Origin of the sequence: Anaerococcus provencensis (genome assembly GCF_000312365.2) — a bacterium.
Taxonomy (GTDB): Bacteria; Bacillota; Clostridia; order Tissierellales; family Peptoniphilaceae; genus Anaerococcus; species Anaerococcus provencensis.
This window is the reverse complement of the sequence record NZ_HG003686.1, coordinates 13,929-39,800: the sequence shown is the minus strand read 5'-3', so window position 1 is coordinate 39,800 and position 25,872 is coordinate 13,929. Positions and strand designations below refer to the sequence as shown.

Annotated in this window: 21 protein-coding genes; 4 read left to right on the top strand and 17 right to left on the bottom strand. The window is 35.4% G+C overall.

All coding sequences use genetic code 11. The annotated features are described in order from the left end of the window. Positions 1-3: 3 nt before the first annotated feature. From pgsA to BN38_RS02715, 15 genes are all read right to left on the bottom strand, one after another. On the bottom strand, positions 4-534 hold the full coding sequence (gene pgsA / locus BN38_RS02785; protein WP_044565458.1) for a CDP-diacylglycerol--glycerol-3-phosphate 3-phosphatidyltransferase: 531 nt from the start codon (positions 532-534) through the stop codon (positions 4-6). A gap of 1 nt (position 535) precedes the next feature. Beyond that, the gene (locus tag BN38_RS02780; RefSeq protein WP_044565457.1) at positions 536-2,836 is read right to left on the bottom strand and encodes a DNA translocase FtsK; all 2,301 of its coding nucleotides are present in this window, start codon (positions 2,834-2,836) and stop codon (positions 536-538) included. A gap of 223 nt (positions 2,837-3,059) precedes the next feature. Then, positions 3,060-4,160, bottom strand: a complete 1,101-nt coding sequence (locus BN38_RS02775; protein ID WP_044565455.1) for an ABC transporter permease — start codon at positions 4,158-4,160, stop codon at positions 3,060-3,062. Next, positions 4,147-5,205, bottom strand: coding sequence for an ABC transporter permease (locus BN38_RS02770; protein WP_230197717.1), 1,059 nt, complete (start codon positions 5,203-5,205; stop codon positions 4,147-4,149). Before BN38_RS02770 ends, BN38_RS02775 begins: the two co-directional genes overlap by 14 nt. A 40-nt stretch (positions 5,206-5,245) precedes the next feature. After that, complete coding sequence (locus BN38_RS02765; RefSeq protein WP_044565452.1) at positions 5,246-6,184, bottom strand: ABC transporter ATP-binding protein; 939 nt, start codon at positions 6,182-6,184, stop codon at positions 5,246-5,248. A gap of 132 nt (positions 6,185-6,316) precedes the next feature. Beyond that, on the bottom strand, positions 6,317-8,497 hold the full coding sequence (pnp, locus tag BN38_RS02760) for a polyribonucleotide nucleotidyltransferase (protein ID WP_044565451.1): 2,181 nt from the start codon (positions 8,495-8,497) through the stop codon (positions 6,317-6,319). Positions 8,498-8,540: 43 nt separating this feature from the next. Continuing rightward, entirely contained in the window at positions 8,541-8,807 is a 267-nt protein-coding gene (gene rpsO, locus BN38_RS02755) for a 30S ribosomal protein S15 (protein ID WP_044565450.1), read from the bottom strand. Between the two features lie 108 nt (positions 8,808-8,915). After that, a complete protein-coding gene (locus BN38_RS02750; protein ID WP_044565449.1) occupies positions 8,916-9,854 on the bottom strand; it encodes a bifunctional riboflavin kinase/FAD synthetase in 939 nt (312 codons plus the stop codon). Beyond that, on the bottom strand, positions 9,844-10,728 hold the full coding sequence (gene truB / locus BN38_RS02745; RefSeq protein ID WP_044565448.1) for a tRNA pseudouridine(55) synthase TruB: 885 nt from the start codon (positions 10,726-10,728) through the stop codon (positions 9,844-9,846). Before truB ends, BN38_RS02750 begins: the two co-directional genes overlap by 11 nt. After that, positions 10,721-11,683 carry a DHH family phosphoesterase gene (locus tag BN38_RS02740; protein ID WP_044565446.1) on the bottom strand — a complete coding sequence of 321 codons (963 nt, stop codon included), beginning with the start codon at positions 11,681-11,683 and terminating at the stop codon, positions 10,721-10,723. The genes truB and BN38_RS02740 overlap by 8 nt, the downstream gene beginning before the upstream one ends. Beyond that, a complete protein-coding gene (gene rbfA / locus BN38_RS02735) occupies positions 11,673-12,056 on the bottom strand; it encodes a 30S ribosome-binding factor RbfA (RefSeq protein WP_044565444.1) in 384 nt (127 codons plus the stop codon). Before rbfA ends, BN38_RS02740 begins: the two co-directional genes overlap by 11 nt. Position 12,057: 1 nt before the next feature. Then, a complete protein-coding gene (gene infB / locus BN38_RS02730) occupies positions 12,058-14,310 on the bottom strand; it encodes a translation initiation factor IF-2 (RefSeq protein WP_044565443.1) in 2,253 nt (750 codons plus the stop codon). Between the two features lie 10 nt (positions 14,311-14,320). After that, entirely contained in the window at positions 14,321-14,587 is a 267-nt protein-coding gene (gene rnpM / locus BN38_RS02725) for an RNase P modulator RnpM (RefSeq protein WP_044566344.1), read from the bottom strand. A 1-nt stretch (position 14,588) separates the two neighbouring features. Next, the gene (gene nusA / locus BN38_RS02720) at positions 14,589-15,833 is read right to left on the bottom strand and encodes a transcription termination factor NusA (RefSeq protein ID WP_044565442.1); all 1,245 of its coding nucleotides are present in this window, start codon (positions 15,831-15,833) and stop codon (positions 14,589-14,591) included. Between the two features lie 9 nt (positions 15,834-15,842). Next, positions 15,843-16,295, bottom strand: a complete 453-nt coding sequence (locus tag BN38_RS02715; protein ID WP_044566343.1) for a ribosome maturation factor RimP — start codon at positions 16,293-16,295, stop codon at positions 15,843-15,845. Positions 16,296-16,509: 214 nt separating this feature from the next. Here BN38_RS02715 and BN38_RS02710 point away from each other — a divergent pair, with 214 nt between their 5' ends. From BN38_RS02710 to BN38_RS02695, 4 genes are all read left to right on the top strand, one after another. After that, on the top strand, positions 16,510-17,967 hold the full coding sequence (locus BN38_RS02710; protein ID WP_044565441.1) for a carbon starvation CstA family protein: 1,458 nt from the start codon (positions 16,510-16,512) through the stop codon (positions 17,965-17,967). 58 nt (positions 17,968-18,025) lie between these two features. Further along, complete coding sequence (locus tag BN38_RS02705; RefSeq protein WP_044565440.1) at positions 18,026-18,337, top strand: hypothetical protein; 312 nt, start codon at positions 18,026-18,028, stop codon at positions 18,335-18,337. Positions 18,338-18,761: 424 nt separating this feature from the next. Further along, complete coding sequence (locus tag BN38_RS02700) at positions 18,762-20,216, top strand: carbon starvation CstA family protein (RefSeq protein WP_044565438.1); 1,455 nt, start codon at positions 18,762-18,764, stop codon at positions 20,214-20,216. Between the two features lie 45 nt (positions 20,217-20,261). Further along, positions 20,262-20,573 carry a hypothetical protein gene (locus BN38_RS02695; protein ID WP_044565437.1) on the top strand — a complete coding sequence of 104 codons (312 nt, stop codon included), beginning with the start codon at positions 20,262-20,264 and terminating at the stop codon, positions 20,571-20,573. Between the two features lie 120 nt (positions 20,574-20,693). Here the strand turns inward: BN38_RS02695 and BN38_RS02690 are convergent, their stop codons facing one another. After that, on the bottom strand, positions 20,694-24,818 hold the full coding sequence (locus tag BN38_RS02690) for a PolC-type DNA polymerase III (protein ID WP_084593735.1): 4,125 nt from the start codon (positions 24,816-24,818) through the stop codon (positions 20,694-20,696). Beyond that, the gene (ispG, locus tag BN38_RS02685) at positions 24,808-25,869 is read right to left on the bottom strand and encodes a flavodoxin-dependent (E)-4-hydroxy-3-methylbut-2-enyl-diphosphate synthase (protein WP_044565436.1); all 1,062 of its coding nucleotides are present in this window, start codon (positions 25,867-25,869) and stop codon (positions 24,808-24,810) included. Before ispG ends, BN38_RS02690 begins: the two co-directional genes overlap by 11 nt. Positions 25,870-25,872 lie beyond the last annotated feature (3 nt).

Sequence of the window (25,872 nt, the reverse complement as noted above, 5' to 3'; positions counted from 1 at the left end):
CTCCTAAATATTTTCTAAATCAAGAACTTGTTTATTTTTAACTATATAATCTACACCAGAAATCACTGTTAGTGCAACGGCTATATAAAATATATAGATTCCAATATTGTTTAAGACTTCAACATCTAGCAATAGACACACTAAAGCTACCATTTGGCTGGTTGTCTTTGCCTTGCCCCACATACTAGCAGCTATTGTTATACCTTGGTCTGCAGCAAGAGTCCTAAAGCCTGTGATTATTAGTTCACGAGCAATAATTATGATAACTGCCCAAGAAGGTATTATTTGACCTTCTACTAGAACTATGAAAGCTGCCATAGTGAGTACCTTATCTACAAGTGGATCTACAAATTTACCAAAGTTTGTGATAAGATTGCGACTTCTTGCCAAGTGACCATCTAGGGCATCTGTAAGAGAAGCTATTATAAATATAATTGCTGCAATATTGTTATCTCTGCCCATGAAATAATAAAAGGCTACGAATACTGGTATTAATATCAATCTTAATGTTGTGACCTTATTTGCTATATTCATCCTACTCTCCTTCAAAATAAGATTTATCTACCAAGACTTTACGTGGTTTGCTACCCTCATAGGGGCCTACTATACCCTTTGTTTCTAGCTGGTCTATAATCCTGCCAGCCCTTGCATAACCTATCCTAAGTTTTCTTTGCAAGAGTGAAACTGATGCTGTGTTTTCTTCTATTATGATTCTTGTAGCCTCATCTAAAAGTTCATCTTCATCGCCAATTTCTGCTACCTTTGATTTTTCTTCCACAGTTTCTATGGCTTTTTCATCATAGCTTGCTTGGCTTTCTTTTTTGATGTGTTCAACTACATTTAGTACTTCTTTGTCTGATACAAAGGCTCCTTGAATCCTAAGTGGTCTCATAGAATCACTTGATGCAAATAGCATATCTCCCTTACCAAGGAGTTTCTCCGCACCAGCTGAATCAAGAATAGTCCTTGAATCGGTTTGACTAGTTACAGCAAAGGAAATTCTTGATGGAATATTTGCCTTTATAGTTCCTGTGATGACATCTACTGTTGGTCTTTGAGTTGCAATGACCAAGTGGATACCGCAAGCACGAGATTTTTGTGCAAGGCGCATAATATAATCTTCTACTTCACTAGCCGCAGTCATCATAAGGTCGGCCAACTCGTCTATGATTACAACAATATATGGAAGATTTTCCATGGATTCATCTGTTTTAGCTGCCTCTTTGTAGCCCTCTATATCTCTGACATGGTACTTTTGGAAGGCCTTGTATCTTTTTTCCATCTCAGATATTGCCCAAAAAAGCGACGAACTTGCCTTTTTAGGATCTGTGATAACTGGCATTATAAGATGTGGAATTCCATTATACACAGAAAGTTCCACAACCTTTGGGTCAATCATCAAGAGTTTGACTTCATCTGGCGAATGCTTGTAAAGAATGCTCATAATAATGGTATTAATACAAACAGACTTACCAGATCCTGTAGCTCCTGAAACTAAAAGATGGGGCATTTTTTCTATGCCTGATACTATTGGATCTCCTGAAATTGACTTGCCCATGGCAAAGGGAATCTTTGATTTGGCATTTTGGAAATTAGATGTCGATATAATCTCCTTAAACCCTACTATTTCTTTGCTCTTGTTTGGCACTTCAATACCTACATGGCTTTTGCCTGGAATTGGCGCCAAAATCCTAATTCCACTTGTTGCAAGGGATAGGGCCAAGTCATCAGATAGGTTTAGTATCTTGCTTACCTTTACTCCCCTTTGTGGTTTTAGCTCATAACAAGTTACAGTAGGCCCAACATCAATTTGGACTACCTTTGAACCTATGCCAAAGCTTTCAAGGGTTTCCTCTATAGCAAGAGCCTTATTTTTGATCTCTTTTTCATCTATAGATCCTGCATTTGTCCTATCTTCTAATAAGTCTATGGTCGGATAATTGTAATTATCAAATTCTTTTTTGATGCCTTCATCCAAGTCTTTCATCTCAATTTGTTTTGATTTGTAGCTTCTTACTTCGACTTCTTCATCCTTGTCGAAATCATAAGCTTTGATAGGAGCCCTCTTTACTACTGTCTCTTGGTCAAAAGCTTGGTCAAAGTCTTCTTTATCTTTTCTTTGAACTATATCTTCTATAGGATTCTCATAGACTTTGCTATCATTTGGTAAAACATCGACACTAATTTCTTCATCTTCTCTTCTAGATTCTTTGATTTTTTCATTTTGAGCTTTTACAAATGAACTTATTTTATTTGCAACAAAGACTATTAAATTCCTAAATCTTACAAAAAACTCTCTGTAAGTTAGGGGACTAATCCCTACCAAAAATAAAAATACCGAGATAATATATAAGATGTTTAAGCCCAAAGTTCCAATAAAACTTACCAAGTAATATGCTATGTATCCGCCAAGTATTCCTCCACCAAGACTTGCATGGGCCTTGTTATAATCAATAGTCCATGAAAGATCATATCTTACTAAGTCCTTTGACAAAAATCCAAGTGTTAGCAGAAATACCAGGTACAAGAGCAGGAATTTCCCTATATTTTCTTTGTACTTGTCCCTATAGGCAAAAAGAAAGCTTATAAAAATTATCACAGGCATTAGTATTGAAATCTTGCCAAAACTTATTGTAAACCAATTAGTTATGGCATTGCCGAGCTTTCCTGTGTTACTTGATAGGATAAATATAAACAAGAATGCACTAAGGGCCATCATTATCAATGAAAAAATATTAAAATCAAATGACCGAGTGCGTTTTTTATTCTTAGAATTTTTAGGAGGCTTTCTAGTAGATGTCTTTCTTATTCTATTTTGATTTTTACTATTAGCCATAATCTACCTCCCTATAAATTATATCTGAAATGAGCAAAAAAAGAAACCTCGAGGACTTAAATAGAAAGGGGCTGTTGCAAATTGATAGATATCTATCGTTCCATCATTGGAGTGCACTCCCATAAAGTTTGAGGTTTAGCCCGCCGGCTTAGGGAGGCCAAACTTTCTGGGAGGGTGCTCGAATGATATAGGAACGATTTATCTATTTTGCAACAGCCCCTTCTTATTTTTCTAACTTTGGCTTAGCTAAAATCGTAAGTATTATAAATCCTAGGCAAAAACCAATTAATATAAGGCTATTCTTATTTATAAAGGAATAATCAGCTTTGCTCATGATGTCTTTTATATTTGAAACGTAATAAAAGGCAGGGAATATTTTGCCTATTTTGATAGCAAAGTCTCCCAAAAGTTCTTGGGGAACAAATATTCCTGTAAGAAATGATGATCCCAAGGAAAATACGTTCATTACCCCAGTTATGGTGTTTTCTTTTTTTGCAAGTTTTGATACAAGGACCGCAAAGCAAACTATAGTTGCTGTAAATAAAAGTGCATTTGCCATCATTTGGATAACTTGCCTTGAAAACGAAAAATCTTTAAAATATAGGCAGTATACAATAACATAGACTAGCCAAATTCCAAGGCCTGATACAATATGGCCCAAGATTAGCTGTAGGTCTTGGCTAGATTTTTTCATTGGCGAGATGAGATTTCTCTTTTTTGTCATCTCCTTATTGTAAGTTAGATTGATAGTTCCTACTACGAGAATTATCTGGCTCATAATAACATACGCCATCATTTGAAAATAATATGGGCTATCTTTTTTGTAGTTTTTGCTGATGGAATTGACCTTAACATCAATTTCTTTAGCAAAATTTTCCTTTGTATTTTCTATAGCCTCACTTGTGGTAAATCCAGCATTTTCAAAAGCTTCTATTTGATTTAAGTAAGAATTTAAATCATTTTTTGCAAATAGAGTGAATGAGTCATTGTAAACTTCTTTGAATTTTAACATTCGATTTTTTTCAAAATCCTTTGGTATATCTATGGCACAGACTATCTCTTCGTAAAATAATTTGTCATCGAGCATGTTTTCATCCACATCAACAAGAATGTGATTTTTGTCTATAAAATCAACTACAGCCTTAGATATTTCAGTATTTGACTCATCTTTTACATAAATAGGTAATTTAGTTGTTGTAAATTTATCAACTGGATCACCGGTTCCAGCAAATATAAACATCAAAACTAAAAATATAATTGTGTAAAGCATCAATGATTTCTTGTGACTTTTTAATATTTTAAAGTAATTTTTAAAGACTATCATATTGCTTACCTCTAGTAAATATAAAAGTTAATAAGATTAGTCCTAGGGTAACTCCCACTAGGCAAATAAGGTTATTGTAGTACCTATCTAAGCTTTGGTAATAGTACAAGGAATATATGCCATCACTGATTAAAGCCACTGGATTGATTTTATTTATCAAAGGTGCTTTCTCAGCTATGATGATTTTTATGTTAGAAACCATCATTCCAGCCAGAAAAGATAATAACAGAGATATACCTATGCCTAGGCCAAGCTTTGTCTCAATGTCAGCCTTGTTGCTTGCTCCGATTACCATACCAAGGCTTACTCCTGTGACCGATCCTATGGCTACTATCAGCAACAATTGGGGAATTCTATTAGAAAAATCCACGCCCAACACTTTATTAAAAATTAGCATTGTAAATAGGGCAATTAAAAAGTTTAACAAAAAACCTACACTCATAGATGCCAAAAGACTTATTCTTTTATTAAGTGGTGATATGGCATTTCTCTTTGCTATAGTGGTCAAATTTGCTTCATATTGGTAGATTATAGAAAGCCCCCAGGAATAACCATATATGATTTGAAAACCAATTAGTGCATAGAAGAACACCATAGTAGGATCCATATCCTTATTTGGTATATCACTTTCTATATGAGTCTTATCGACAAAAATATTTGAAATATCAGTGTCGGGATTTTTCTCCATAATAGTTCTTACCATATTTTCATTCATGGAATAATACTTTAGTATGTTTACAAGAATGCTTTCTCTAACCCCATTTTTCTTTAAAAGGACCTGATCTTTTTTTTCTATATATGCACTTATGTCATCTTGATTTAAAATTTTGTCATCTTTAGATGCTATTGGATCAAGTAAGTCTTCCTCTTTCATCTGATCAGTAAAGTTTTTAAAATACTCATCATCAAGCAGGTTTTCATTTACCCCAACTTTAATTGCTTCAAAATTATTGGAATCCTTAACATTGCCTAGAGCAAGTTTAAAAAACACTCCCAAAACCAGAGGAAAGATTAAGGCCCAAAAAATCATTACTTTTTGTCGCATAAAGACCTTAAGAGTCTTTTTAAATTCATGAGCAAACATCCTAGTCCCTCAATTCTTTGCCTGTAAGAGACAAAAATACATCGTTAAGGCTTGGAGATTGGCTAGTCAAATCATCGTATTCTAAAGAGTTTTGATTAAAGAAATCAATCAAATTTATGAGGTTATTTTTACCGTGAGCAAAGTTTAAATGATAGTAACCATCCCTGTATTCTATATCTATAAGATGATCCATTGCCTTTATTTTCTCCAAATTATCATCACTTAGCTTATCACTTGCAAATGATACTTTCTCATTGATATCTATCAAATCTTTGAGACTTTCTTTTGTACCCTTGGCTATGACCTTTCCCCTATCAATAATTACTATGTAATCACAGAGCTCTTCTACTTCATCCATATAGTGAGAAGTGTATATTATTGTAGCTCCATCTTGATTTAGTTTTTTGATCCCCTCCAAGATGTTATTTCTAGATTGAGGATCGACAGCAACTGTCGGTTCATCAAAAATAATGATTTCTGGCTTGTGGGCTATACCACAGGCAATGTTTAGTCTTCGTAAAAGTCCACCAGAAAGCTCTTTTGGTTTAAATTTCAAGAAGTCATTGAGACCAACCAGGTCACACGCTTCTTTGACTAGGGCCTTTCTCTTGCTCTTATCTTTTATGTATAGGCCACAAAAATAATCAATATTTTCATAGACGCTAAGTTCATCATAAACTCCTACATCTTGAAAAACTACCCCAATTTTTGCCTTTATCTCATATGATTCCGGGGTCATTTCTTTGCCATAAATCTTAATAGACCCACTGTCCTTAGAAAGTAAGGCAAGCATACAATTTATCGTTGTAGACTTACCCGAGCCATTTGGACCCAGCAAGCCTAAGATTTCTCCCTTTTTGACATCTAAGTCTAGATTGTCGACTGCTTTTAGTTTTTTATAGGACTTGACCAAGCCTCTAACTTCAATAATATTGTCCATAGGATCCTCCTAGAAAGATTATACCAAAAATTTTATAATTTTTATAAATTTACATAAATTTTACTTTATATTAACCAATATTTTACAATTAAAAAATCGGCCTAAGCTCATAGCTTAAAACTGATTATTTTTTTAATTATTGTGATCTCTTGGATCTTCATCTGCTGGCCAAGCTTCTTGTTTCCTTGGTCTCTCTTTTCTTTCTTGTCTTTCTTCCCTTTCATCTCTTTCTGGTTTTGGAAGAAGAGCTTTTCTTGAAAGATTAATTCTACCCTGTTTGTCGATTTCTGTAACTTCTACCTTTACTTCATCTCCAACACTTAGAACATCTTCGACCTTGCCAACACGTTTGTGGTCTATTTGAGATATGTGAAGTAGGCCTTCTTTGCCAATAGCAATTTCTACAAAGGCACCAAAGTTCATTATCCTTGTAACTTTGCCAGTGTAAACATCTCCAGCTTTTGGATCTGTTACAATAGATTTGATCATTTCTATGGCACGTTTACCACTTTCACCATCAACAGATGCAACTGTAATGTGTCCATCATCCTCTGTTTCTATAGTTACTCCAGTTTCATCGATGATTTTGTTGATTGTCTTTCCACCAGAACCAATTACATCACGAACTTTTTCTGGGTCTATGTCTATGGTAAATAGTCTTGGTGCATAGTCAGATATGTCTTCACGTGGATTTTCGATTGTTGATTCTATTAGGTCAAGGATTTGCATCCTTGCTTCTTTGGCATTTGCTAGAGATTCTTCTAGGACTTCTCTTGTGATTCCTGATATTTTCATATCCATTTGTAAAGCTGTGATACCATCACGAGTTCCAGCAACCTTAAAGTCCATATCTCCTAAGTGGTCTTCTAGGCCTTGGATATCTGTAAGGATTGAAATAGAATCTTCTTCTTTGATAAGACCCATAGCTATACCTGCTACTGGTTTTTTGATTGGAACACCTGCATCCATTAGTGATAGGGTTGAACCACAGATTGATGCTTGAGAACTTGAACCATTTGAAGATAATACTTCAGAAACAACTCTAATTGTATATGGGAACTCACTTAATTCTGGTAAAACTGGAATAAGTGCACGCTCTGCCAAACGACCGTGTCCAATTTCACGACGGCCAGGAGCCCTAAGTGGTTTGATATCCCCTACTGAAAATGGTGGGAAGTTGTATTGGTGCATGTAGCGCTTTTGGATTTCTTTGCGGTTTAGGCCATCTATGATTTGTACATCTGCTGGTGAACCAAGGGTTACTACAGATAATACTTGTGTTTGACCTCTCTTAAATAAACCTGATCCGTGAACTCTAGGTAGTGTACCAACTTCTGCTGAAAGTGGTCTGATTTCTTTCATTTGACGTCCATCTGGTCTGATCTTATCAATAGAAATCATACGACGAACTTCTTTTTTCATGATGTCATCGATGACTCTGTGGATTTCATCTTCGCTTTCTGGATAGTCTTCTAGGAATTTTTCTTTGGCAGCTTCTTCTATATTAAAGATAGCTTCACCACGTTCCATTTTATCAGTTGTTCTGATAGAGCCTTTGATAGCTTCAGAATACTCTGCTATTATTTTTTCTTCTAGCTCAGATGGAACTATTACTTCCACCATATTTTTCTCTTTGCCTATTTCATCAATTATTGTTTGGATAAAGTCACAAATATGGCCAATCTCTTCATGAGCTATAAGCATAGCTTCAAGCATTTTATCTTCAGTAAGCTCGTTTGCTCCAGCTTCCACCATATTTATAGCATCTTTGCTACCTGCAACTGTAAGCTCAAGCAGTGATTTTTCTCTTTGTTCTTCGTTTGGATTGATGATATATTCTCCATCCACATAGCCTACAGATACTGCTGCTACAGGCCCATTAAATGGTATGTCAGATATGCCAAGGGCAATGCTTGCACCTATAGTAGATAGGCAATCTGGCTTGTTATCTTCATCCATAGAAAATACTGTTGCAATGACTTGAACGTCGTTATAGTAGTTTTCAGGGAAAAGTGGTCTTAATGGTCTATCCATTTGGCGGCTAATAAGGGTTGCTTCATCACTTGCCTTACCTTCTCTTTTTAAGAACCCACCTGGTATTTTCCCTACAGCATATAGCTTTTCTTGGAAGTCACAAATTAGAGGAAAAAAGTCTATGCCCTCTCTTGGTTTTTCGCTTGCTACTGCTGTTACTAAAAGGGATGTATCCCCACTTTTTATGTAACATTCTCCGTTGGCTTGTTCCGCAAATTTTCCTATTGTCACATCTAGATCAAAGCCGTGATTTGAACTATACTTGTAATTTTTCTCCATAATTTCTCCCTAAAAAATAAGGCGGGTATAACCCCGCCAATAATTAACCTCTGATTCCTACTCTTTCGATAATTGATCTGTATCTATCAATATCTCTATCTCTTAAGTAGTTTAGTAAACCTCTTCTACGTCTAATCATTTTGAAAAGTCCTCTTCTTGATGAGTGGTCTTTTGGATTAGCCTTAAGGTGCTCTGTTAAATCTTTAATTCTGTAGCTTAAAATAGCTATTTGTACTTCTGGAGAACCTGTGTCTCCTTCTTCTAATTGGTATTCTTTGATTAGTTCTTGTTTCTTTTCTAATGTTAACATAATTTCCTCCGTTATTATATTTGCCTTAAGCCCGGTAAAAGTCGAGGTTTCAATCACTGAGCCTAGGTACTTTAGCTATTATACCAATAAAAAAAGCATTTGTAAAGATTACAAATACTTATTTTTTATAGTATCGTAGGCCATTTTTTTGTCAGTTTCCATCTGCTCTATAAGCTCTTCAGCACTATTAAATTTGTAGTCTCCTCTGAAAAACTCCAAAAATTCTAAAGAAATCAATTCATCATATATTTCATCTGAGAAATCGAGTATATAAGTTTCGATTTTCCTATCCATGTTTTCAAAAGTTGGGTTTTTGCCAATGTTGGTTAGGGCAAAATGAGCTTTACCTTTGACATTAACGCGTGTTAAATATACACCGTCTGCTGGTATTACATAGTCGTAATTTAGCTTTAGGTTTGCAGTTGGGAAGTTTAATGTTCTGCCTCTTTTGTAGCCGTGAGTAACAGTTCCTCTTATTTGATAAGGTCTACCCAAATACTCATTGGCCTTTGCAATGTCAGATTCTTTTATAAGTTCTCTTATTGTTCCAGAAGATACTTTTTCATCACCATCATAGATAAAATCAACTACTTTGGTCTTGTAAGAAAACTCTTCTTCATATTTTTTGAGCACATCCACATTGCCAGAAGCATTTTTGCCAAATTTGTAGTCTCCACCAACAACCACTGCTTTTGTGTTTAGCTTTTTATATAAGATATCTCTAATAAATTCTAATGGGGAAAGTGATTTAAATTTGTCGTTAAATTCTAATATACAAAAATCTTCTATACCCATATCTGCAAGCATCTCAATCTTATCATCTATACTTGTAAGATATAGGGATTCCTTAGTTAGAGTTTTCTTGCTATTTTCCTTAAAAAGCAAAACCGAAGGAACTAGATTCATAGATTTTGCCAGGTCAATATTTGTTTGCATTAGTTTTTGATGGCCAATATGGACTCCATCGAAGTTGCCAAGGGAGACTACCTTAGCTTCTACATCAGTAAGTCCTTGGTCAAGGTCTACTACTTTTATATTATTTCTCATAAAATACTTTCTCCATTTTTAGGAAATATAGGTCTTCATTTTTAAAATTTTTTCCTAGTCCTATGAATTGATCTTCTATATAAACTCTTAGCAAATCATCAGAGTATAAAGCATCAAGTCTCATAGTCATGCCATTTGTCGCTTGTTTAAAGTAAGATTTATCAAGCCTTATCTCTTTGTAATCTTTAAGGGCATAGTCAACTGGCTTGATATGCTTTAATATTTGATCTTTATCCATTTCCAGCAAATCCGCTGAACTTATGGCTTCTTCTATGACAAAATCTCCAACCTTTGACCTAGTGAGCTTATTTACATAGGCAAAAGATCCCAAAGCTTCTCCCAAGTCGTCTATAAGGGTCCTAATATAGGTTCCTTTTGAACAAGTGATTTCAAAAGTAGCTTTTGGAAAGTCAAAGTCCAGGAGCTTAAAATCATAAATTGTGACATTTCGAGTCTTTCTTTCAACTTCTATACCCTTTCTAGCCAAGTCATACATCTTACTTCCATTAATCTTAATGGCTGAATACATAGGTGGGATTTGGGTGATTTGACCCTTGAAGTTTTCCATCTCACTTATAAGCTCATCTTTTGTAAAAGTCTTATCAGATTCTTCCACTACTTGGCCTGACCAATCTAGGGTATCGGTGCGAGAGCCAAATATAGCCTCTGTGATGTATTCCTTTTTCTCATCCATAAGAAAATCAGAAACCCTAGTTGCCTTGCCTATTACAATTGGTAAAACTCCTCCTGCTTCTAGATCTAGGGTGCCAGTATGTCCAACTTTTTTTATGTTTAAGGCTTTTTTAACAAGGCCTACACATTTGTTAGAAGATATGCCGACTTCTTTGTTTACATTTAATATTCCGCTAATCATTTATACTTTCTAAAATCTTTAAGGCTTTAGCTCTTGCTTGATCTAGGTCATCTGCAAAGATTGTAAATCCACTAGCTCTTATATGGCCTCCACCACCGTTTTCACGAGCTATTTTTGATACATCAACATCCTTTGATCTAAGTGATGCCTTGAATTCATTTGGGCCGTATTCTTTGATAATCATAGAAACATCAACACCATCAAGATCTCTTAGTTGGTTTACAACATTTTCTGCATCGCCAATTTGTACTCCGTGTTTTTCAACAAGAGCCTTAGATGCTACAGCAAAAACTTTATTGCCAATAAATTCAGCATTTGCAATCATTTCATTTTCAAATTGCATTACTTTGATTGGCTTGGATTGGTATAAATTTCTGTAAATATATTCCATGTTAGCACCAGCTGTGGAAAGTTTTCCAGCAGTCACAAAGGTGTTTTCTGTTACATTTGTGTACAAAAATCTACCAGTATCTGTGACAATACCTGTAAATAATAAACTTGCTGTAATCTTATCTAGAGGAAGGTTAAGTCTATCTATGATTTCATAAATTAGCTCACAGGTAGCAGGTGAATCATCAACTATGATATTTAGGTCAGTTTGGATTCCACCACCTACATGGTGATCAACTACTGCTGTTTTTTTAGAATTTCGAGCTATTGGTAGTGCTGTTCCAATTCTTTCCATCTCAGACGCATCAAGGACGAAAAATAGATCATAAGAATCTCTGTGATTTTTTGAATAATATTCTAAGTCAGGCAAAAATTTCAAATAATCATCTATCTCATCATGGCCTATGACATCGACATCTTTGCCATAATTTCTAAGGGCCCTTGCAAAGCCAAGGGTAGATCCCAGATTATCTCCATCTGGGTCTACGTGAGAAGCTATAGCAATAGTTTCTGCCTCATCTATAAAGCTTTTTAATTGGTCTAATTTTTCTTTGCTAATTTTCATCTTCTATATGAGACCTTTCATCTTTTTCTATTGTTTCTTTGATGAGCTTATCCATGTATGCACCATATTCTATAGATTCATCAAGTTTGAACCTAAATTCTGGCATAGATCTAAGGCGCATTCTATCACCTATTAGGACTTTGATATATCCTTTGGCTTGGTTAAGAGCATCTATAACATCATCTTTTTTGCTAGTATCTCCTAGAACAGAGATGTAGCAATCAGCAAAGGATAGGTCGTTGGTTACCCTAACTTCTATCACAGAAACAGCAGCGGTGTCAGCTAGTCTAGGATCGTTTAAGTCATCTCTGATGATTTTTGACAATTCCTTTTGGACTTCTGCACCTATTCTTTCTGTTCTTATTTTTTTCATTCTATTCTCTCTCTTTTTCGACTATTTGGTAAGCTTCCATTTCATCGCCAACTTTGATGTCGTTAAATCTGTTTAGTCCGATACCGCCCTCATAGCCTGAAGCAAGTTCTTTGGCATCGTCTTTAAATCTCTTCATAGAAGTGATATCACCATCAAAGATTACTATGTTATCGCGTAGTAGTCTGATTTTTGCAGATCTTGGTATAGAGCCATTTGTGACCATTACACCAGCGATTGTACCAACTGATGGCACTCTAAAGGTATCACGTACTTCTGCACGGCCTAGAACTTCTTCTACAAATTCTGGGTCAAGCATACCTTTTATAGCTTTCTCTACATCTTCTATAGCTTCATAGATTACGCTATATGTTCTGATTTCTATGTTATTATCTTTTGCTCTTTCCATTGCTCCTTGAGTTGGACGAACGTTAAATCCTATGATAATAGCATTTGATGCTTGAGCTAGTAGTACGTCAGATTCAGTAATACCACCAACTGCACCAGCTACAACTGAAACTTTTACTTCTTCATTTGATAGCTTGATTAATGATTGGCTAACTGCATCTACAGTTCCTCTAACATCTGTTTTTACAATGATATTTAAGTCTTTTAGCTCGCCTTCTGATGCTTCGCCTGATAGGTCTTCAAGACTAGCACCCTTGGCCATAAGTCTTTCTTCTCTTTTTTGTTCTTCTGCTTTTTCGGCATAGGCTCTGGCTGTCTTTTCATCTTCTACAGCAAATAGCTTATCACCAGCTTCTGCTACGTCTGATAAACCAAGGATTTGTACTGGAATAGATGGACCAGCTTCTTTAATAGCTTCTCCCTTGGAGTTAAACATTGCACGGATTCTACCAGATGCAGAACCAGTTAGGACATTATCCCCTTCGTGAAGGGTTCCCTTTTGCACTAGAACAGTTGCTACTGGACCTCTTGCCTTGTCAAGTTGGGCTTCGATGATTAGACCAACTGCAGCTCTATTTGGATTTGCCTTTAGTTCTTTCATTTCTGCAACAAGTAGTACCATTTCAAGTAATTCGTCAATGTTTTGTCCTGTTTTTGCAGAAACATCTACTGTGATGGTATCTCCACCCCAATCTTCGGCAACTAGACCGTATTGCATTAGCTCTTGTTTTACTCTGTTTGGATCAGCTGTTTCTTTATCAACCTTATTTACAGCTACTACTATTGGAATATCAGCAGCCTTAGCGTGGTTGATAGCTTCAACGGTTTGTGGCATTACACCGTCATCTGCTGCAACTACAAGGATTGCAATATCAGTTGATTGTGCCCCTCTCATTCTCATTTCTGTGAAGGCTTCGTGTCCTGGGGTATCTAGGAAGGTAATCATTCTACCATCAAGGTCAACAGAGTATGCACCTATGTGTTGGGTTATACCACCTGCTTCTCCACGGGTTACATGTGTATCTCTGATTGAATCTAGGATAGAAGTCTTACCATGGTCAACGTGTCCCATTACTGAAACTACTGGAGCACGTGTGATTAGATCTTCGTCATTGTCTTCATAGTCTAAGTCTAGAGATTGCTCTTCTATAGCAGAATATTCTTGTTCAAGAGTGATTTCCTTGCCAAAATCTATAGCAATAAGTTCAGCTTGATCAAATTCTATTGGATCATTTAGGCCTGCCATAACTCCAAGTTGGATAAGTTTGCCTATAACCACATTAGGGTTTTCTCCGATTTTTTCTGCAAATGCTCCAACATTAATAACTTCTGGGATTTCTATCTTTGAATTTGCTTCTTCTTTGTTATTTGCAGCTTGGTTATTTGCCTTAGGTCCTTTTGACTTTTTATTCTTTTTCTTTCTGTTCTTCTTAGTTTTATTTGCTACAAAATCTTCGTTGTTGTAGCTTTTAGCTTGGTCAGATTTCTTTTGACTTTTATTTTTATTTGATTTAGAAAATTTCTCTTTTTTCGCTACATTTTCGTCATCGTATAAATCATCTATATCATTATTTCTTATTTGGCTATGTTTACTCATATTTGGTTTTTTATCTAAAGAATTCTCTTCTACTTTCTTTTGATTATTCTTTTTTGTATTATTTTTTTTGTCTGTTTTTTCTTTTTTATCTTCTTCAAAATACTCATTTATAAGAATTAGGTCATCTCCACTTACATTTGACATGTGGGATTTGATTGCTAGACCAAATTCATCATTTAGAAATTCAACCATTTCTTTTGCTGGCATATTGTGTTTCTTTGCTAGTTCATATACTCTCATTTTATCAGCCATTTATAACACCTCATTTTAATTCATAAGCTTCTAACTCCTCATAAAGTTTGTCATCAATTTTTTGTTTGAATACTCGATTAAGCTTATTGTTCTTCCTAACGTCCTTAAGGCAGGCTTCGTTTTTACAAATGTATGCCCCACGACCGTTAAGTTTTCCAGTTTCATCTATCACAACGCCTAGGTCTTTGTTATTTACAATCCTAAGCAAGTCGTTTTTATCATAAAGATTACCACAAACTATACATTTCCTTTGGGGAATCTTCTTTGCTTTTGCCATTTTATTTTTCATCCTCTGACAAATCTTCTTGATCAATTAATTCATGATCTTCATCTGATGGTTCTTCAATTTGATCATCATCAAGATTAGCAAGGCTTTCTTCGCTAGCTTCTTCTAAATTTTCATCAGCTAATGCTTCTTCCTTACTTTCGCTAGACTCTTCTTCGTCATCTACTAGACCAAGTATCTGGTCTATATCTTCTTGGCTCATTGTATCGAAATCTTCTTTTGACTTGATATCTATCTTCCAGCTTGTAAGTCTTGCTGCAAGTCTTGCGTTTTGACCTTCTTTACCAATGGCAAGGGATAGTTGGTAGTCATTTACTACAACTAGTGATTGCTTCTTCTTCTCATTTATTAAAACATCAACTATATCAGCTGGTGATAAAGCATTTGATATGAATACTTTTATATCCTTATCATAGTTAATAATGTCAATTTTTTCGTTTTGAAGTTCATCAACTATAGAATTTACCCTAACTCCCTTGTAACCTATACAAGCTCCAACCGCATCAATTGCATCATCATTAGAGAAAACTGCAATTTTGGTTCTAGAACCAGCTTCACGGGCTATAGAATATATCTCTATAGTTCCATCATTTATCTCTGGAACTTCTAGTTCAAAAAGTCTTTTTACTAAATTCTCACTTGCTCTAGATAAGATGATTTGTGGTTCTTTTGATGAACTTTTTACATCCTTAATAAGGAATTTCATTCTTTCGTTAGGAATGTATTTCTCACTTGCCACTTGTTCTTTTAGTGGAACTACTCCTTCGATTTTATCTAGATTAATATATACATTGTACTTATCTTCTCTTTGGATAGTTCCAGTTATCATTTCATTTTCGCGGTCCAAATATTCTCCGTAAACAGAATCCCTTTGGGCATCTCTGATTTTTTGGATTACAATATTTCTAGCAGTTTGAGCTGCAACGCGGCCAAAATTTTTTGGTGCGATTTTTATCCTTGCAATATCGCCAATGCCAAGTTCTTTGTCAATTTCATTTGCTTCTTTTAATGATATTTCGTTGACATTGTCATTTACTTCATCGACTACAGTTCTAAGTGCAAAAACTTCGATATTTCCAGTTTCTTTATCAACTACAACGTCAACATTTTCAGCATTGTCGTAGTTTTTTTGGTAGCTTTTAATCAAAGCTTTTTCAAGTGCTTCAAGGATAACATCCTTATCAATATTTTTATCCTTTTCTAGCTCATCTAAGGCTAGCATAAATTCTTCATTCATAATTTCCCCTTAAAATACAATCTCTATATTGATTTTTTTTATATCCTCTCTATTTACTGAAACTTTCTCTTCTTTTTTGTCTCTTTCCACTCTAAAAACAAGGTCATCTTCATTTAATTCTTCAATATATCCAAGGAAGAAGTCTCCTGTTTTTAGCTTGACTTTCAAAAGTTCCTGGTAATTTCTAATCAGATCTCTGTCAGTTTTCAAAGGTCTAGATAAGTCTTGGCTTGAAACCTCAAGATAATACTGACCCTTTATTAGGTCAAGCTCATCAAGCTTTTCGTCCAAGAAATTACTAACTTTCTCACAATCGTCTACTGTTATTCCATCTTCATTGTAGATATAAAAGGTAAGCATTCTGCCTTCTTTAGTAGATCTAAAGTCAATTTCTACCAGTTCATATCCCAGATTTTCAATATCTTCTTCAAAGGTTTGTTTAAGTGTTGTTATTAAATCCATCTTATTATCCATCCTTTGCTCCATACAATACAAAAGAGCGGAAATCCTCCCACCCTTTTACTAAAAATAACTATACTCTTTTCATTCATTTATTCAATTTTTATTATCATTAAAAAGAAATATTTCAAGCAAACTATAAAAACATTTTCCTATTGCTTTTTTTATAAAAGGATTTATAATTAAGGTGAAAATAATAGAGACTAAGGAGGTTTATATGCTATTATTTTTTGTAGGACTTATTATACTATTTGGAGGCGGTTACCTATATTCAGGTTATGTTGAAAAACAACTTGAAATTGGTGATAATCCAACACCAGCAGTAAAAAAAGCTGATGGTATCGATTTTGTTGTAATGCCAAGATGGAAAAACTGGCTTGTTAACTTATTAAATATCGCTGGAACCGGCCCAATCTTAGGACCTATCCAAGGTATTTTATTTGGACCAATTGCATTTTTAGCTATTCCAATCGGTTGCGTGCTTGCAGGAGCTACTCACGACTTCGTAATGGGCACTATTTCAATGAGAAATGGTGGAGCACAAATGCCAAGAGTAATTGGAAAGTACATAGGAAATAATATCCGTAAAATTTATAACGTTGTAATGGGAGTTCTTTTACTTCTAGTAGGAGCTGTATTTGTATACACACCTGGCGACTTAATTGCAAACGATATCTTACATATCGACCCAGCTTCTAATAAAGTGTTTATTATCTATGCTATAATATTCCTTTATTACCTACTATCTACAGTGCTACCTATTGACCAATTAATAGGAAGAATCTACCCTATCTTTGGCGCATTCCTTATTATATCAGCAGTTGGTATATTTATAGGTTTGTTTATGAATGGCAATCTTCAACACTTAAGTATGCCAAATCAAAGCGGATTGTTATATGAACACCCAACAGGACAAAAATTTATCCCTGCATTCTTTGTAACGGTAGCCTGTGGTATACTCTCCGGCTTCCACGCTACACAATCAACTCTTATCTCAAGAACAATTGGCAGCGAAAGAGAAAACAGACAAGTATTCTACTCAGGAATGATTTGTGAAGGTTTCATAGCTATGATTTGGGCAGCAGGTGCAATGGTATTATTCTCACAAAATACAGCACTTGATACACCAGCTACATTAATGGTAGGTGAAGTTTCTAGATACTTCATGGGCAAAGTTGGTGGTGTAATCGCAGTTATCGGTGTTATAGCACTTCCTATAACAACTGGCGATACAGCATTTAGATCCCTAAGATTAATCGTTGCTGAAGAACTTAACTTAGATCAAAAAGCAGCAGGAAAGAGATTAGGACTTTCTGTTCTTCTATTCATACCAGCAATTTTACTACTAGTATGGGCAAAATCAGACGCTAACGGCTTTAACATGATTTGGAGATATTTCGGTTTCATGAACCAACTAGTTGCTATATTCGCTCTAGCAGCTGCAACAAGCTACTTGATGAACAAGGGCAAAAATTACTTAATAGTATTTATACCAGGCCTATTCTATACATTTATAGTATCATCATTTATCCTATACGATCCAAAGGTAGGATTTGGAGTAAACTATCCTGTTGCACTAATCATTGGTTTAGTACTAACAGCAGCTTATGGCTACGGTACACTTCATGCAAGTAAGAAAAATAAAGATAGAATAGCTCATATAATCCTTGAGTAATTTTATAATTTAGAGGCCCTAGCGGCCTCTTTTTCTTTAAAATATAAAGGAGGGTAATATGAAAGTTGTATATACAGACATTGCAAAAGAATATATCAAAGATAAAAATATTAAAAATGTATATATAAAACCAGTCCTAACTGGCAGCAGATGTTGTGGAATCCGAGGTGTAAGAATTGATATAAAAAGTCATGTAAAAGATGACAAGGAGTATATCAAGGATTATTTTGATGGTATAAATACAAATTATCACCCAGCTATAAACCAGTTTTTAAAAAGTTCACCAGAAATAATAATAACAGCTGTTGGCATTGGCAATATGAAAACATTAGTTTCTCAAACAGAATTTTCGTCAGTTAAACTTGACTAATATTAAAGTTGGGGATGTTGCAAAATAGATAAATCGTTCCTATATCATTCGAGCACCCTCCCAGAAAGGTCTCTGTCAGCCGACGGGCTAATTACCTCCCTGAGCCGGCGGGCTAAACCTCAAACTTTCTGGGAGTGCACTCCAATGATGGAACGATAGATATCTATCAATTTGCAACAGCCCCACTTTTTTTACCAACATTTATGGTTGATAAAAAGTACTTATTTCCTTATATTCACCTATATAATTCCATAATTTTTTATCAAATCTCATAAAATAATAGTATAACATTTATCTAAATTGCATACATTATAAAGAAATAAACTTGCTTATTATTCTATTCTGCTATAAAACTTGCAATTATTATATTTAATGTTTATAATTTAATAGTCATTATAATTAATACATAATAAGGAGGTATTATATGGCATTATTTTTAATAGGTTTAGTCATCCTTCTAGTTGGTGGATTTTTCTACTCAAAATACGTAGAAAATCAACTAGGTATAGATGATAGAGAAACCCCAGCTGTTAGCAAGGCTGACGGTATCGATTTTGTTGCTATGCCAAAATGGAAAAACTGGCTTATAAACTTACTAAACATAGCTGGTACTGGCCCAATATTAGGACCAATACAAGGTATTTTATTTGGACCAATTGCATTTATAGCTATCCCTCTTGGATGCGTATTTGCTGGAGCAGTACACGATTTTCTTGTAGGTAGTATTTCTATGAGAAATGGAGGAGCTCAAGTTCCAAAATTAGTTGGTAAATATTTAGGAAATGGTACTCGTAAATTCTATAATGTAGTTATCGCAGTACTTTTGCTTCTTACAGGAACTGTATTTGTTTACACACCTGGAGATTTGATTGCAAATGACCTTATGAGCCTTCCAGAAGGTTCAAATACAATATGGGTAATATATGGTATTATTTTCTTATATTACATACTTTCAACAGTACTACCAATTGACCAACTAATCGGCAGAATTTATCCATTATTTGGTGCATTTTTAATTGTATCTGCTGTAGGAGTTTTAATAGGTGTTCTTACTAGAGGTGCTGGACACTTATCTTTCCAAGGAGCTGGCCTACTTGCTGAGCACCCAACAGGACAAAAATTCATCCCATCATTTTTCATAACTGTAGCTTGTGGTATCCTTTCTGGCTTCCACGGTTCCCAAGTAACCCTTGTTTCTAGAACAGTAGCTTCTGAAAGAGAAAACAGAGCAACATTCTACTCAACAATGATTGCAGAAGGATTTATAGCTATGATTTGGGCTGCCGGTGCTATAGTTTTATTATCACAAGGTGTTGTTCCAATGGATACTCGTGCAACCCTTATGGTTGGTGAAGTTTCAAGATTTTTCATGGGAAAAGTTGGTGGTTTATTAGCTATCATAGGTGTAATCGCACTACCAATCACATCTGGAGACACAGCATTTAGATCACTTAGACTTATTGTAGCTGAAGAATTAAATATAGATCAAAAAGTACCAGCAAAAAGAATTGGAGTAGCTGCAGTATTATTTGTTCCTGCAATATTCTTACTTTACTGGGCAAAATCAAATCCAAATGGATTTAATATGCTTTGGAGATACTTCGGATTTACAAACCAATTAGTAGCACTATTTGCACTAGCAATGGCAACAAGCCACTTACTATATGGCGGCAAAAACTATCGTATAGCTCTAATTCCTGGAATATTCTATACATTTATAGTATTTTCATTTATCCTATACGATCCAGCAGTTGGTTTTGGTATGAACTACAATCTATCACTAATAATTGGTGCGGTAATTGCAATAGCTTACACATATTTTGTAGTAAGTAAATCAAAGAAAAACAAAGACAGAATTTCAGCAATTATATTGCAATAATAATTTTAGGGGGCTTTGCCCCCTATTTTTAAAAGGATATATTTTATGAAATTTATTTATAACAAAAAAGCACAGGACTATATAAAAAGAAAAAATATAGATAAGATATTTATCAGAGAAGATATAGAATCATCCATTGGTTGCTGTTCTATCTCTACCATAAAGCTTAACATTTCTACTAAAGGTGGCAATGAAGAAATTTACAAAAAAGAAGAGTCTGATTTAGTCACAACCTACTATGACCCTAGATTAGAAGCACTTTTGGTTAATTGCCCACAAGTGGTTATTTCAGTATTTGGTTTTAGAAATAAAAAATCATTTTTTACAGAAACAGAATTTAGTCCGCTTAACTCATAAAAAATGCCCTAACTATTGGAAAATCCAATGTAGGGCATTTTATTATATTATTTTTACAATCCTTATAGCTTTTTTCGGCAAATTTCATATTATATCTTACAATTATTATTTTTTTAGACATTAGAAAATTCCATCAAATAGACTTATTTGATTTTCTTCGCCCATATTATCTATGATTCCAAAATTCTTTAGTGAATCCATAGCGTTTTTGTTTATGGAAGTCCTAGAATTTAGATCCTCAATAGATATAAATTCGCCTTTTTCTCGTTCATTTACTATATCTATGGCCATAGCCTCTGAAACATTGTCTACTGAGCTAAGTGGTGGCAATATGTAGCCTTCTTTTTCACTTAGGATAAACTTTGTTGCTTCAGATTTATACAGATCGGCCTTATCAATCATAATATCCCTGGCATACATCTCTTCAGCTACTTCCAACACTTTTCTTATGTTTTCATCGCGAGCCGTGAGATCATACCTTTCTTGGTAGGATTTGAGAGCCATTTGTATAGATTCTAGACCATTTATGATTATTGAGTAGACAAAATCATTGACCTTGGTATTAAAATATGTGGCATAAAAGGCCCTTGGATAATAAACCTTATAATATGCTATACGATAACTCATCAAACAATATGCTACAGCGTGAGCCTTAGGGAATAGGTATTTTATCTTAAGACATGATTCTATATACCATTCTGGCACACCATTTTCTCTCATATAGGCCAATTGCTCTTCAGATAGGGATCTTCCCTTCCTTACAATTTCCATGATTTGGAATGACTTTTTCTTATCAAGGCCCTTTTGAATCAGTGAGTTCATGATATCATCACGAGTTGATATAATCTCATCAAATCCAGCAGTTTTTGCTGCAATTATGTCACGAGCATTGTTGTTCCATACGTCTGTTCCGTGAGATAGGCCTGATATCCTAGTCATTTCAGAAAACTTGGTTGGAAATGTTTCTTTTAACATGCCTCGCACAAAGTTAGTTCCAAATTCTGGTATTCCAAGAGTTCCAATCTCATTATTGGAAAAGTCGTGCTTGATATTAAGTGGCTCAGTGTTTGAGAATATCTTCATAACTTCTGGATCGCCCATCTTTATCTTAAGGGGATCAGTTCCCGTCAGGTCTTGGAGGGCACGGATGATAGATGGTACATCGTGGCCAAGCAAGTCAAGTTTTAGCAGGGTCTCGTGCATCATATTGTAAGTAAAGTGGGTTGTCTTGATGTCATCTTTTGGGTCATCTGCTGGATATTGGATGGGTGTTATGTCAAATATTTCTATGTCATTTGGCACAACAATGAGTCCACCCGGGTGCTGGCCAGTTGTTCTTTTGACATCTTTAAGTCCCCTCTGAAGTTTCCTAATCTGGGCATTGGTGAATGTTTCATTGTATTCTTCGCTGTATTTTTTGATGTAGCCAAAGGCCGTGTTATCTTGGATAGCACCTATGGTTCCAGCACGAAATACTTTGCCCTCACCAAAAAGCTCTTCAGTATATTTGTGTATTGTAGGTTGGTATTCTCCAGCAAAGTTTAGGTCTATATCTGGTTCCTTGTCTCCCTCAAATCCTAGGAAAACTTCAAATGGTATGTTGTGACCATCTTTATTCATAGGACTTCCACAGACTGGACAATTCTTATCTGGATAGTCAATTCCTGCCCCTAGCCTATCTTCTTCAAAAAATTCACTATGCTTACACTCTGGACACACATAGTGAGGGCAAAGTGGGTTAACTTCTGTAATATCAGCCATAGTAGCTGCAAATGATGACCCAACAGAACCCCTGGAGCCAACAAGGTAGCCATCTCTGTTTGACTTACCTACTAGCTCCTTGGCTATGATATATAAAACTGCATATCCATTTGAAATTATGGAATTTAGCTCACGATTTAGCCTATTTTCTACAATTTGTGGCAAAGGATCACCATAGATTGACTTGGCTTTTGTAAAGCAAGCATCTCTGAGCTTTTCATCAGATCCTTCAATTTTTGGTGGGAAAGTTCCAGGAGGAATCGGCCTTATATCTTCGATTTGCTCTGCAATCAGTTTTGGATTTTTAATTACAATCTCTTCGGACAAATCCCTATCTAGATAAGAAAATCCATCTAGCATTTCCTTTGTAGTTCTCAGATAATAAAGTGGCCTATTCTCGTGGTATCTAAAATATTGGCCCTTGTGGAGGATATTTCTCAAGATATAATCACTTGGCTTAAGATATCTCACCCCGCCTGTTGCAACAGATAGCTTGCCGTTTTCTTTGGCAAGGTTTATTATCCTGGTATTTATCTCTTTTACTTGGTCAAAACTTCTTATCTTTCCATTGTTAACTTCATCCGCAAAGATTTCAAGAGGCTCTACCTGGAGAAAATCGAAAAGTTCCAGGGCGCTATCTACCTTACTTTGTGGATATCCATTTAAAAGATAGTTAAAAAGTAAGCCTTCATGGCCCCCGCTTCCAACTAACAAGCCTTCTTTGTGTTCCTTGAGTAGGGAAATAGGAGTTTTGCCCTCGTTGGCAAAATTTTCCATCCTTGATTTGGAAATAAGCTTGTATAGATTTTTTAAGCCAACTTGGTCTTTGGCAAAGACTATGGCAGAAAATGTTTCGAATTTAGCCTTTGGATAATGTGTGGTAAGCTTATTAATATTAGCTAAATCAACATCTTGTTCCATTATCATATCAAACATCTTTATGAAAATTTGAGCAGTTGCTCTAGCATCGTCACTGGCCCTATGGTGGTTAAAGGCTGGTATGTTTAACTTTCTAGCTATTTTATCAAGAGAAAATCTACCCATATCGTCAAACAAGGCTCGAGCCATAGGTAGAGTATCCATGTAAATCGGAGAAAATTCGTAGCCAAGATTCCTTGCATTTTCCCTTACAAATCCAATATCAAAGTCAGAGTTTTGGCCAACTAGTATGGCATCTCCTGCAAAATCAAGAAATCTTGGTAAAACCTCATCAATATTATCCTTATCCATGACCATTTCATTGGTAATTCCTGTTAACTCTATGACTTTATCAGGAATGAGCTTTTCTGGATTTACTAGCTCATTAAAGATTTCTGTAATCTCTCCATTAACTACTCTTACAGCGCCAATTTCTGTGATTTTATCAGCAAATCTAGAAAGTCCTGTAGTTTCCAAGTCAAAAACTACAAATTCCTGGTCTCTTATATATTTGATTCTAGGAACAGGGTTTTCAGATAGGTTAGTTAGTATCCTTAGTTCATCTTCTACTAGCAAAAGTTCAGCACCCGGCAGCATCTTTTTGCCAGTTTTTATTATAGCTTCGTAAAGATCTGGCAAGCCTTGGAGAGTAGCCGTATCTGTGATGCCAATTGCATCCCAATTCCAATCATTTAAAACTCTTACAATGTCAGCATTGTCCACAAAGCCATCTAGGTTTGTCATCTTGCTGTGAACTTCTAGTTCAATGCGCTTGTCTATAGCAGTGTCGATTTTTTTGGAAATTGTTGCAGGAATTACTGAATTGGCTGTAAAGACCTCATCGTGGGCGTAGTCATCGTAATTTAGTACTCCCTCTACTTGGATCCCTATACCATTTTTAAGATCAGCAAGCTTAGGATTAGTCTTTTCAGATGCAAATATTTTGCAAGCTATGGCATCACTTTCATCTTCTAAGTCAAAGGTATAAATAAAGTAATTGTTTTTGGTTTGGAAGACATCTAGGCCGTAGACAGTTCCGATAAGTGAAACTCTTAGACCTTTTTTGGAATAAATTTCTGAAATAGGAATCACATCTTCCCTAATCTTTCTACCAAAATTTAAACCGTCAACTGGCTCTTCTTGCTTTTTCTCCTCTTTCTTGCTGTTATCAATGGCATGGCTTATGCGCGCATTTAGCTCTTCTTCCTTTTTCTTTAGGAGATCATCACAAGAATCACTCTCACTATCTTCTTCATCTTCCTTGTAAGGTTCACGAATTTCTATTTCCAAGTCCTGATCTTCTATGATTTCTACTTCATTTATATTTTCTGTAGTATCATTGCCAGCAGAATCTTCTTCCACAGCTGGAGATAATTTTATAAATTCAATTGTGAGTGTCACATAAGAAAAATACTCGTCTAAAGATGACCTTATCTTTTCATCAAGATGGTCGAGGTTCGATTCTATGGTTAATTTTAGCTCATTATTTTCTTTAAAATATATGGCATTTGTTATAGTATATTCATTTTCTTTGATTTCTACGAACTTACTTAAATCAATTTTCATTTAGATGGCTTTCTTTTAAAACTTCCAAAAGTGTGTCCACTATTTCTTCTTCTTTTACCTTTTTGATTGTCTTTCCATCTTTAAATAGGAATCCCATGCCATTTGCTGCAGAAATTCCATAGTCAGCTTCCTTTGATTCACCAGGTCCATTTACAGGACAGCCCATGATTGCAACCTTGGCATTTACACCCATGCCTTTTGACTTTTCTTCTACTTCTGCTACGATTTTTTCCAAATCTACTGTTGTTCTTGAACAAGTTGGACATGATACTATGTCAAGGCCATCGCGACGTAGGTTTAGTGCCTTTAGAATTGTCTTTGCGGCCTTTACCTCTTCTACAGGATCTCCTGTTATGGAAACTCTGATAGTGTCTCCTATCCCATCTTTAAGCAAAGATCCTATGCCGATTGATGATTTCACAAGGGCTTGGTACAAAGGACCAGCCTCAGTTACACCAAGGTGAAGTGGATAGTCTACAAGATCTGATAGCTTCCTGTAAGCATCTATCATAGTGTTTACATCAGAGGATTTGACAGATATTTTCATATTATAAAAATCCATATCTTCTAGGATTTTTATCTCTGCCATGGCACTTGCCACAAGAGAATCAGCATTCACTCCTCCAAATTTGTCCACAATTTCTCTAGAAATAGAGCCAGAGTTTACACCAATTCTTATAGGAATATCCTTGTTCTTGCAAGCTTCGACAATTTCGCGAACCTTATCCTCACTACCAATATTTCCTGGATTGTATCTTAGGCAGTCACACCCATTTTCTACAGCAGCAAGGGCTAGCTCATAGTCAAATTGTATGTCTGCTACAAAAGGTAGATTGGTTCTCTTCTTAATCTCGGGGATTGCTTTTGCATCATCCATATCATTTACAGCTGATCTAGATATGTCACAGCCTGCTTTTTCTAGGGCGTTGATTTGCCTTACTACAGCATCTATGTCGCTAGTTTTAGCTGTTGTCATTGATTGGATAGAAATAGGAGAGTCACCTCCAATTGCAACTTCTCCCACATAAATTTTTCTAGTATTTTTTCTCATTAC

What these genes read in the sequence shown, in the direction of transcription:
- pgsA (WP_044565458.1), bottom strand. Translation starts at nt 534, where the DNA reads ATGAATATAGCAAATAAGGTCACAACATTAAGATTGATATTAATACCA.
- BN38_RS02780 (WP_044565457.1), bottom strand. Translation starts at nt 2,836, where the DNA reads ATGGCTAATAGTAAAAATCAAAATAGAATAAGAAAGACATCTACTAGA.
- BN38_RS02775 (WP_044565455.1), bottom strand. Translation starts at nt 4,160, where the DNA reads ATGATAGTCTTTAAAAATTACTTTAAAATATTAAAAAGTCACAAGAAA.
- BN38_RS02770 (WP_230197717.1), bottom strand. Translation starts at nt 5,205, where the DNA reads ATGCGACAAAAAGTAATGATTTTTTGGGCCTTAATCTTTCCTCTGGTT.
- BN38_RS02765 (WP_044565452.1), bottom strand. Translation starts at nt 6,184, where the DNA reads ATGGACAATATTATTGAAGTTAGAGGCTTGGTCAAGTCCTATAAAAAA.
- pnp (WP_044565451.1), bottom strand. Translation starts at nt 8,497, where the DNA reads ATGGAGAAAAATTACAAGTATAGTTCAAATCACGGCTTTGATCTAGAT.
- rpsO (WP_044565450.1), bottom strand. Translation starts at nt 8,807, where the DNA reads ATGTTAACATTAGAAAAGAAACAAGAACTAATCAAAGAATACCAATTA.
- BN38_RS02750 (WP_044565449.1), bottom strand. Translation starts at nt 9,854, where the DNA reads ATGAGAAATAATATAAAAGTAGTAGACCTTGACCAAGGACTTACTGAT.
- truB (WP_044565448.1), bottom strand. Translation starts at nt 10,728, where the DNA reads ATGATTAGCGGAATATTAAATGTAAACAAAGAAGTCGGCATATCTTCT.
- BN38_RS02740 (WP_044565446.1), bottom strand. Translation starts at nt 11,683, where the DNA reads ATGAAAATTAGCAAAGAAAAATTAGACCAATTAAAAAGCTTTATAGAT.
- rbfA (WP_044565444.1), bottom strand. Translation starts at nt 12,056, where the DNA reads ATGAAAAAAATAAGAACAGAAAGAATAGGTGCAGAAGTCCAAAAGGAA.
- infB (WP_044565443.1), bottom strand. Translation starts at nt 14,310, where the DNA reads ATGGCTGATAAAATGAGAGTATATGAACTAGCAAAGAAACACAATATG.
- rnpM (WP_044566344.1), bottom strand. Translation starts at nt 14,587, where the DNA reads ATGGCAAAAGCAAAGAAGATTCCCCAAAGGAAATGTATAGTTTGTGGT.
- nusA (WP_044565442.1), bottom strand. Translation starts at nt 15,833, where the DNA reads ATGAATGAAGAATTTATGCTAGCCTTAGATGAGCTAGAAAAGGATAAA.
- BN38_RS02715 (WP_044566343.1), bottom strand. Translation starts at nt 16,295, where the DNA reads ATGGATTTAATAACAACACTTAAACAAACCTTTGAAGAAGATATTGAA.
- BN38_RS02710 (WP_044565441.1), top strand. Translation starts at nt 16,510, where the DNA reads ATGCTATTATTTTTTGTAGGACTTATTATACTATTTGGAGGCGGTTAC.
- BN38_RS02705 (WP_044565440.1), top strand. Translation starts at nt 18,026, where the DNA reads ATGAAAGTTGTATATACAGACATTGCAAAAGAATATATCAAAGATAAA.
- BN38_RS02700 (WP_044565438.1), top strand. Translation starts at nt 18,762, where the DNA reads ATGGCATTATTTTTAATAGGTTTAGTCATCCTTCTAGTTGGTGGATTT.
- BN38_RS02695 (WP_044565437.1), top strand. Translation starts at nt 20,262, where the DNA reads ATGAAATTTATTTATAACAAAAAAGCACAGGACTATATAAAAAGAAAA.
- BN38_RS02690 (WP_084593735.1), bottom strand. Translation starts at nt 24,818, where the DNA reads ATGAAAATTGATTTAAGTAAGTTCGTAGAAATCAAAGAAAATGAATAT.
- ispG (WP_044565436.1), bottom strand. Translation starts at nt 25,869, where the DNA reads ATGAGAAAAAATACTAGAAAAATTTATGTGGGAGAAGTTGCAATTGGA.